Below are 9,563 nucleotides of genomic sequence, written 5' to 3'. Positions count from 1 at the left end.
TTTCGCCCTATGGCCCGGCAATGCCGTTCCAACCGGATTTCGCACCTTCCCCCACGGCGAAAATTGTTCGCGCAACGTCAGATAGTCCCCCTTTGACACCTGAAGGGCAACGCGAGGCCGAGAAGGCCTGCGCCACATCCGAAACGCTAATGCCCCAGGACGTCTATAGTTCCATGCCACCTGTCGCGATACGATGCAAGCGATGAATTTCAAGGCATTCCGGCTCCGGGAACGCCCCTTACATGCCCGCGTATATGCTGCTATGAAATTTGCAAAAAGCGCTGGAAAAAAGCGGCGTAACCAGGGACTTCGAAAATGACCAGACAGACCGCAAACATTGCCTCCTTCGCCAACCATATGCCGGATGTGGTGGCAATCCGCCGCCACCTGCACCGGCATCCCGAAATCGGTCTTTCCGAATTCCAGACCTCGGATTTCATTGCCGGGCAGCTGGTGGAAATGGGTTACGAAGTAACGCGCGGACTTGCCGGAACCGGTATCGTCGCCACGCTCCGCAATGGCGACAGTGCCCGCACGCTCGGCATTCGCGCCGATATCGATGCCCTGCCGATCCGTGAGGAAACCGGAGCGGAATATGCAAGCGCCAATGATGGCGTCATGCATGCCTGCGGCCATGACGGACACACGGCCATGCTCCTGGGAGCCGCGAAGATCATCGCCGAACGCAGGAATTTCGATGGGACCCTGCATCTGATCTTCCAGCCGGCGGAGGAGAATTTCGGCGGCGCCCGCATCATGATCGAGGACGGACTGTTCGACCGCTTCCCATGCGATGCGGTTTTTGCCCTCCATAACGATCCCGGCGTGCCCTTCGGACAATTCGTCCTGCGTGACGGCCCGATCCTTGCCGCCGTCGATGAATGCAGGATCACCGTCAACGGATATGGCGGCCACGGCGCCGAACCGCAGGATGCGGCCGACCCTATTGTTGCGGGCGCCAGTATCATCATGGCCTTGCAGACGGTGGTGTCCCGTAACATCCATCCGCAACTGTCGGCGGTCGTCACTGTTGGCGCATTCCATGCTGGTGTTGCGAGCAACGTCATTCCCGAGAAGGCGGAAATGCTGCTCACCATCCGTTCCTTTGACGCGGGTGTGCGCGACGAACTGGAAAAGCGTATCCGGGCGATAGCCGAAGGCCAGGCGGCCAGCTATGGCATGAGTGTCACGCTCGATTACGAGCGCGGCTACAATGCGACAGTCAACCACAAGGCGGAAACAGAATATGTCGCCGGTCTGGCCCGTCGTTTCGCCGGGGCGGAAAAGGTGGTTGAAATGCAGCGCCCGTCCATGGGCGCGGAAGACTTCGCCTACATGCTTGAAAAACGGCCCGGCTGCTACTTCTTCCTCGGCACCGCGCGCACCGAAAACGACCCGCCGCTGCACCATCCGAAATTCGACTTCAACGACGATATCCTGCCAATCGGAACCGCCTTCTGGGTCGATCTGGCGGAGGATTATCTGAAGGTGTGAATGAATATAAAAAGGCCGGTCGGAGGAGCGACCGGCCTTTTTTTCTCAAGTTTCCTGATGAGAAAATCTGGGAGGATCAGGGAACGAGACCGAGTATGACCGCCGCGACAAAAGCCACGCACACGCCGACAAGAGCCGCGTGAACCGAATCTCTCCAGTTTCGCTGCGACTGGGGCTGCGAGACAAAGTCTTTTGCTTTTCCGGCCTTGGAATAAGACATTGTACAACTCCCTTCCTTGCTCGGCCCGTCAAAGCGGGCACTGCTTATTTCCCGTAAAGAATAGCTTTATTCCCCACTGTTTCAGTAGAGATAAAATTCCATAAGTTCGGCGCATTGGGAAAAATACGGATCGCGACTTGCCGCCGGACAAGCATCAATCTACCCATTGCGCAGGATCAACGTCGCAGACGGCATTTCCGTTCAAAATCATTGGCAGGCTCGGATAAGGACCATGACGGATATAGACGCCATCATCATAGGAGCCGGGGTGATCGGACTGGCGACGGCCCGCGAGCTGGTGATGCGTGGTCTTTCCGTCATCATCCTCGAAGGCGAAAAGGAATTCGGTTCCGCCACCTCTTCACGCAATAGCGAGGTTATTCACGCCGGGCTTTATTATCCTGAAGGCAGCCTCAAGGCACGCCTTTGCGTTGAAGGCAGGGAGCGGCTTTATACGTTCTGCCAGAGCCATGGCGTTTCGCACCGCCGCTGCGGCAAACTCATCGTGGCAGCGAATGCGGACGAAACGGTTCTGTTGGCGACACTCAAGGAAAAGGGTAACGCCAATGGCTGCGACGACCTCGAACTGATCGATGCCACGCAGGCGCTGTCGCTCGAGCCTGCGCTCACCTGCGTAGCGGCCCTGCTTTCACCTTCGACCGGCATCATTGATAGCCATGGTTATATGCTGGCGCTGCTCGGCGACGCGCAAGACCATGGCGCAGCCCTCGCCCTGAATGCACCATTCGAAAGGGCGGAAACGACCGGCAACGGTTTCCGCGTTCACGTTGGCGGCAAGGAACCTCTCAGCCTGACATGCCGGCTGCTCGTCAACTCCGCCGGCCTTCTGGCACCGCTGGCGGCAAAACAGATCGAGGGATTGCCGAAGCATACAATCCCGGAGGCGCGTTTCGCCAAAGGCAGCTATTTTTCGCTGACCGGCAAGTCGCCTTTTTCACGGCTCATCTACCCCGCTCCGCACACCCACGGCCTTGGCGTGCATCTGACGCTGGATCTTGCCGGTCAGGCCCGTTTCGGGCCGGATGTGGAGTGGGTCGACACCATTGATTATGCCGTCGATCCCCGCCGCATGGAGGGTTTTGGCGACGCGATCCGCCGCTATTGGCCGGGCCTACCGGAACACGCGCTGATCCCGGCCTATTCGGGCATCCGGCCGAAGATTTCAGGACCCGACGAACCGGCCATGGATTTTCGCATCGACGGGCCGGAAAGCCACGGCCTTGCCGGTCTCGTCAATCTTTTCGGCATCGAAAGCCCCGGCCTCACCGCCTCGCTGGCGATAGCCAACGAGGTTGCGGCTCGGCTCGAGGCCTGATCCCATCTGATCTCAGCCGAAACGGGACAGTGCGCTCGCCATGATCTCCGGATCGACATTGCCGCCGGAGGCAACCGCAATCACCGTTTCGCTCTCCAGCTCTTTCCCGTGAAACAGCGCCGCCGCCAAGGCCACCGCGCCGCCCGGCTCGACGACGACCTTCAGCCTGTTGAAGGCGAGAACCATGGCCCGCAGTGCTTCCTCTTCGGTCACGGCAATGCCTTTTCCGCAAAGCCCAACCATAATCGGGAAGGTGATGTTACCGGGCTGAGGCGTGACGATTGCATCGCAGATCGAACCGGAAGTCGTTGCATTCCGCTCGATCTTGCCCGCTGCGAGTGAGCGCGCCACATCGTCGAACCGCTCGGGTTCTGACGTCCTGACCTTGTAGTTCGGCGCTTTCGCCGCAAGGGCAAGGGAGATGCCGGATGTGAGGCCGCCGCCGCCGCAGGGCACGAGAACCTCGGCCGCATCGATACCGAGTTCCAAGCCCTGTTCGGCGATTTCCAGCCCGACAGTCCCCTGCCCTGCAATCACCAGCGGTTCGTCGTAGGGCCTGATAAGGGTCAGTCCGCGCTCGCTCGACAGGCGGTCGCCAATGGCGTCGCGATCGTCATTCGCCCGGTCGTAGAGCACCACTTCCGCACCATAGTCGCGGGTATTGTCGATTTTGATTTTTGGTGCATCGGACGGCATGATGATGACGGCAGGAACGCCGTGCAGACGAGCAGCAAGCGCGACGCCCTGCGCATGGTTGCCCGAGGAAAAGGCGATCACGCCACGGGCGCGCACATCGGCCGGCAGACCGGATACCGCCGACCAGCCGCCGCGAAATTTGAACGAACCCGTTCTTTGCAGGCACTCGGCCTTCACGAACAGCTTTCGCCCGGCAATCTCATCCAGAAAATGCGACGACAGAAGCGGTGTCCGCACCGCATGTTCGCCGATGCGCTGGCGCGCTGCCTCAATCATCGAAATATCTGTCATGCCCTGCCCCTGTAATGCGGATGTTGGGTGTACATTAGGAGGTCGCAATTAATAGTGAAACCGGCTGGACAAGAAAAATCCCCGGTCTTGGCCGGGGATCTTTCGTCATGCGCTTGCAAATGAATGGTCAATGGTTGTGCCGGGGCATCTTCTCGGCAATCCGGCGGAAATCCGCGGCCCCTTCCAGAACCGCACCGTCCGAAAGCTGGGTCACCGATTGACGATAGATGCGCTGCCAGGGCGTGGCATCCGCAGGCACCGCAGGAATGCCATCGGCCTTTCGGGCAGCAAGCTCTGCATCCGGTACCAACGCGTCGCACTTGCCCTGATTGAAGTCGATGCGGATTACATCACCCGTGCGAAGCCATGCCAGTCCTCCACCGGCGGCACTTTCTGGCGAGGCATTGAGGATCGACGGGCTATCCGCGGTTCCCGATTGCCGGCCGTCGCCGATTGTCGGCAGGCTGGTTATGCCTTTTTTCAACAGCGCGTCCGGCGGCTGCATGTTGACGACCTCAGCCGAACCCGGCCAGCCGAGCGGTCCGGCCCCGCGAATGACGAGAATGGTGCGCTCATCGATATCGAGAGACGGATCGTTGATACGGGCGTGATAGTCTTCCGAACCATCGAAAACCACACATTTGCCCTCGAAAATCCCCTCACGACCCGGCTCGCTCAGATAACGCTGCCGGAATTCCGCCGAGATCACGCTCGTCTTCATGATGGCGAAATCGAACAGATTGCCCTTGAGGACGAGGAAACCGGCCCGTTCCTTGAGCGGCTTATCGTAAGGCAGTATCACATCGCGGTCGGTCGATTCCCGCCCGTCCAGATTTTCCGCCACGGTCTTGCCGGTCACGGTCGGACAGCTCCCGTCAAGCTTGCCTGCCTTCAGAAGCTCCCACATGATGGCGGGCGTACCGCCGGCACGGTGATATTTCTCGCCCAGCCATTTTCCGGCGGGCTGGACATTGGCGATGAGCGGAATGTCATAACCGTGAACCTGCCAATCTTCCTCGCGAAGTTCGACGCCCGCATGTTTCGCCATCGCCGCCAGATGCGGCTGGGCATTTGTCGAACCGCCGATCGCCGAATTGACGCGGATCGCGTTCAAAAACGCCTCGCGCGTCATGATATCCGAAGGCTTGATATTCTCGACAACCAGTTCGACGGCACGGCGGCCGGTGCGATAGGCCATCTGGCCGCGTTCGCGGTAAGCGGCCGGGATTGCGCCGCAGCCGGTCAGCGACATGCCGAGCGCTTCGGCAATGGCATTCATGGTAGAGGCCGTGCCCATGGTGTTGCAGTGACCGACCGAAGGAGCGGATTCGAGCGCCGCCTGCAGGAATTCCTCGCGGGTGATTTCGCCGGCGCCGTATTTGCGGCGCATGCGCCAGATGACCGTGCCGGAACCAACCAGATCGCCGTCATGATATCCGTCGAGCATCGGCCCACCGGATAAGACGATAGCCGGAATATCAACCGTGCTTGCCGCCATCAGCGCCGAAGGCGTGGTCTTGTCACAGCCCGTGGTCAACACGACGCCATCGAGCGGATAACCGTAAAGCACTTCCACCAGGCTGAGATAAGCAAGATTGCGGTCAAGCGCCGCTGTCGGTCGCTTGCAGTTTTCGAACATCGGATGGGTCGGAAACTCGATGGGGATGCCGCCCGCATCACGGATACCATCGCGCACCCGCTTGACCAGTTCGACATGGACGCGGTTGCAGGGCGTCAGGTCGCTGCCGCTCTGCGCGATGCCGATGACCGGCTTACCGGAACGCAGCTCTTCCGGCGTCACGCCATAATTCATGAAGCGCTCCAGATAGAGCGCCGTCATGTCGAGATGGTCAGGGTTGTCGAACCAGTCCTGGGATCGCAGCCGCCGCACGGGTGTCTTGTCGTCGCTCATGAGACCGCCTCAGCCCTGTTCCCGGTTGTTGAGTTTTTCGAGGTAAAGCAGGATACCGCTATGGTCGATATCGGCTCCACCATCGCTGACGAAATCATCGAACTCCCGCGTTACCTGCTGGGTCAAAGGCAACGTCAGGGACAAATCCTTCGCCGTCGCCAGCACCCCGTTCAGATCCTTGAGCTGGAACTTGGAGGGTCCGCCTGGCGCGAAATCGCGCTTCACCATGCGTTCGCCGTGCAATTCCAATATCCGGCTTTCGGCAAAACCGCCACGTATGGCGTTACGGAACCCTTCGCGGGATGCCCCGCCCGCTTCCACAAGCATCATCGCCTCGGCAACCGCGCCGATGGTGATGGCGACGATCTGCTGGTTTGCGAGTTTGCAAAGCTGGCCCGCACCGGAGGGGCCGACATAGGTGAGCCTGCCCATCGGCGCGAAGAAATCCGAAAGACCAGAGATCAGCGCCTCATCGCCACCGGCCATGATCGCGAGCGTACCCGCCGTTGCGCCCGGCACACCGCCGGAGACCGGCGCATCGACATGATGAATGCCCATTGCCCGTAGCCGGGAGGAGTGTTCGCGCGCAATAGGCGGCGCAATGGAGCTGCTGTCGATGACAACAGCGCCTTTTTCCAGCGCGTCCGCCACACCCGCCTCGAACAGCACCTCGCCCACGGCTTTGCCGTCGCTCAGCATGGTGATGACGATATCGGCACCCCTGGCGGCTTCGGCCGGCGATGCCGCGAGAACCGCGCCATCGGCAACCAGCGCCTCAGCCTTTTCGACGCTGCGGTTCCACACCGCAACCGAAAAGCCCGCGCCCAGCAGACGCCGGGCCATCGGCCCGCCCATCAGGCCTGTGCCGATAAAGGCAACCGACCGCTTCTTCTCCTCCCCGCCGACACTCATTTCAGTGAACCTCCCAGTTCGTCCTCGATATGAACCTGAATGATCTCTTCGAAGGAGCTTTCAGCCGTAAAGCCAAGTTCACGGGCGCGCTTTGCTTCGAAACCGGGCGCCCAGCCTTCGCACATGCGCATGATCATCTCATTCGGCTCGCGGCGAATGAGGGCAACGGCCTTTTCGCCGGCAACCTTGCGCAGCGCTTCAATCTGTTCGCCAACGGTGGCGCTGAGGCCGGGCATGGACAGGTTGCGGCGCGGACCGACCTTTTCCACGTCGATCGTCGCGCCATGAAGAAGGAAACCAACAGCGGAACGCGGCGAAGCGTGCCAATGGCGAATGCTTTCCGGCACCGGCAGAACCGCTTCCTGACCAACCAGCGGCTCGCGCAGGATATTGGAGAAGAAGCCGGAAGCAGCCGCATTGGGCTTGCCGGGGCGAATGCAGATCGTCGGCAGGCGAATGCCGATACCGTCGAAGAAACCGCGACGGCTATAGTCGGAGAGCAGCAGCTCGCAGATCGCTTTCTGCGTGCCGTAGCTGGTCAGCGGCGTGGTGTGGAACTCATCCGGAATCGGATAAGGGAGCGGCGCACCGAATACGGCGATCGACGAGGTGAAGACCACGCGCGGCTTGTAACCGTCCTTGCCGTTGGCAATGCGGATGGCGTCGAAGAGATAACGCGTGCCATCGAGATTGATACGGTAGCCCTTGTCGAAATCAAGTTCGGCTTCACCGGATACGATGGCAGCAAGATGAAAGATCACATCGGGGCGGGCTTCGACCAGCTTTTCGGCTTCGCCCGGCGCGGACAGATCGGCTGCGCGCGCATCAACCGCACCGGAGAAGCCGGCGGGCGCTTCAGGCTGAAACACGTCGATAAGCGTGAATCTGTCAATCGACTTGCCGCCAAGCGATCCATCCTTGACGAGACGCTGCGTCAGCTTACGGCCAACCATGCCTGCAGCACCGATGATTGCGATATGCATATCTTCCTCCTCTTTGGCCCGGTCATTCTCCCGAGACCGAAAAAACATCATCGGCTCGTGAACCGATAAATTAGCTTGTAAGGTTGTCTGATAACCTTATATGGTTTGATTGAAAATAGTATTTTTTCACAAACCGGCAAAAGCAAGGGCGAAAGACCTTTGCCCGGATATTTTAGGGCGGATTGGACGGAGAGGGTGGAATGACGATCGTGAGCGAACACGATATCGAGGAATTGCGGTTCTCGCTGAAGAACAGGCTGGGCGAGGCATTGCTGCTGACATCGCAGGAAGACATGCTGCGCTATTGCCGCGACTGGCATGGCGACGTCACCAGTTCGGCGGTAGCCGTCATCCGCCCCCGTTCGACCAAGGAAGTCTCCGATACGGTTCGCGCCTGCGCTGAACTCGGTCTCGCCATCATCCCTCAGGGCGGCAATACCGGGCTGGTGCTCGGCGGCATTCCCGATGAGCCAAAGCGTCAGGTCGTGCTGAGCCTCGAGCGCATGAACGCCATCCGCACCATAGACAGCGACGATTTTTCGGCTGTCGTTGAAGCCGGCTGCATTCTGTCGGAATTCAAGGATGCGGTTCAGGACAAGGGAATGTTCTTTCCGCTGTCGCTCGGCGCGCAGGGCAGCTGCCGCATCGGCGGCAACGTCTCCACCAATGCTGGCGGCATCAACGTTCTGCGTTACGGCATGACCCGCGAACTGGTGCTCGGTCTCGAAGTGGTATTGCCTGATGGCACCATCTGGAATGGCCTGTCGACGCTGCGTAAGGACAATCGTGGCATTGACCTGAAGCAGCTTTTCATTGGCGCGGAAGGAACACTCGGCATCATAACGGCCGTGTCCGTAAAGCTCTACCCCAATCCAGAACATGTCGAGACGGCACTGCTCGGCCTCAATTCGCTGGATGACGCCATCAAGCTTTATCGCCGCGCCCGCCGCGAATGCTGCGACCTGATGTCCGCCTTCGAATTCATGCCGCCCGTCGCCTTCACGCTCGCAATCGAAGCAATCCCCGACCTTAAAATGCCGATCGCCGGAGATTATCCGGCCTACGTGCTGATGGAAATTTCCGGCTCGGGGCTAGTAGACACTGCCGACCTGATGGGACGGTTCCTCGAGGGCGTCATGGAAGACGGTCTGGTGCTGGACGGCGTCATCGCCTCCTCGCGAGCACAGGCGCAATCGCTGTGGCTTTTCCGCGAGGGCATGAACGAGGGTCAGGCGCTACGCGGCAGCCATATGCGCACCGATATTTCCGTGCCGCTGTCAAAACTTGCGGCGTTCGTGGCCGAAGCAGAGGCTGAACTGGCGGAAAAACTGCCGGAATGCCTGGCGGTTTCCTATGGCCATGTCGGAGACGGCAACGTCCATCTCAACGTGCTGCCGCCAAACGGAGCAACGCCGCAGGAGCGCGAAGCCTTCATCTACAAATCGAAAACCCTCGTCAACGAAGTCCTTGACCGTTACGTCGGCAGCATCAGCGCCGAGCACGGCATCGGCCGCCTGAAACGCTCCGATTTCGAAAGCCGGCTATCTGATGTGCAGCGCCGGATGATCACGGGTTTGAAAAATGCCTTTGACCCCGATTTGCGGATGAATCCCGGTTGCCAGATAACCCTGCAACCGGATAGCTAATCGAGAAACAGCAAAGGCGGCGGAATACGCCGCCTCTGAAAACCCCGCTGACGGCGAAGGAGGAAGTCGCCTG

7 protein-coding genes are annotated in these 9,563 nt (G+C 59.9%); 3 read left to right on the top strand and 4 right to left on the bottom strand.

Going from position 1 to position 9,563, the window contains the following annotated elements; genetic code table 11:
* Positions 1 to 315 precede the first annotated feature (315 nt).
* Positions 316 to 1,494: a M20 aminoacylase family protein gene (locus ACQZ6D_RS24125; protein ID WP_448730142.1), complete on the top strand. Its 1,179-nt coding sequence runs from the start codon at positions 316 to 318 to the stop codon at positions 1,492 to 1,494.
* Positions 1,495 to 1,946: 452 nt separating this feature from the next.
* Positions 1,947 to 3,050: an NAD(P)/FAD-dependent oxidoreductase gene (locus tag ACQZ6D_RS24120; protein WP_448730141.1), complete on the top strand. Its 1,104-nt coding sequence runs from the start codon at positions 1,947 to 1,949 to the stop codon at positions 3,048 to 3,050.
* A gap of 12 nt (positions 3,051 to 3,062) precedes the next feature.
* Here ACQZ6D_RS24120 and ACQZ6D_RS24115 read toward each other — a convergent pair whose 3' ends face one another.
* The 4 genes from ACQZ6D_RS24115 to denD form a co-directional block, all read right to left on the bottom strand.
* On the bottom strand, positions 3,063 to 4,037 hold the full coding sequence (locus tag ACQZ6D_RS24115; protein WP_013636952.1) for a threonine ammonia-lyase: 975 nt from the start codon (positions 4,035 to 4,037) through the stop codon (positions 3,063 to 3,065).
* Positions 4,038 to 4,164: 127 nt separating this feature from the next.
* Positions 4,165 to 5,949 carry an IlvD/Edd family dehydratase gene (locus ACQZ6D_RS24110; RefSeq protein ID WP_003516539.1) on the bottom strand — a complete coding sequence of 595 codons (1,785 nt, stop codon included), beginning with the start codon at positions 5,947 to 5,949 and terminating at the stop codon, positions 4,165 to 4,167.
* Positions 5,950 to 5,958: 9 nt separating this feature from the next.
* Complete coding sequence (locus tag ACQZ6D_RS24105) at positions 5,959 to 6,861, bottom strand: NAD(P)-dependent oxidoreductase (protein WP_013636953.1); 903 nt, start codon at positions 6,859 to 6,861, stop codon at positions 5,959 to 5,961.
* Entirely contained in the window at positions 6,858 to 7,844 is a 987-nt protein-coding gene (gene denD / locus ACQZ6D_RS24100; RefSeq protein ID WP_003516536.1) for a D-erythronate dehydrogenase, read from the bottom strand. The genes ACQZ6D_RS24105 and denD overlap by 4 nt, the downstream gene beginning before the upstream one ends.
* A 200-nt stretch (positions 7,845 to 8,044) precedes the next feature.
* Between denD and ACQZ6D_RS24095 the strand changes: the two genes are divergently transcribed.
* Positions 8,045 to 9,490 carry an FAD-binding oxidoreductase gene (locus tag ACQZ6D_RS24095; protein WP_003516535.1) on the top strand — a complete coding sequence of 482 codons (1,446 nt, stop codon included), beginning with the start codon at positions 8,045 to 8,047 and terminating at the stop codon, positions 9,488 to 9,490.
* The last annotated feature ends 73 nt before the right edge of the window (positions 9,491 to 9,563 follow it).

The organism is Agrobacterium sp. 22-3639C2 (assembly GCF_053522105.1).
The sequence above is the reverse complement of the archived record's forward strand: the minus strand, read 5'-3'. Positions and strand labels throughout refer to the sequence as shown.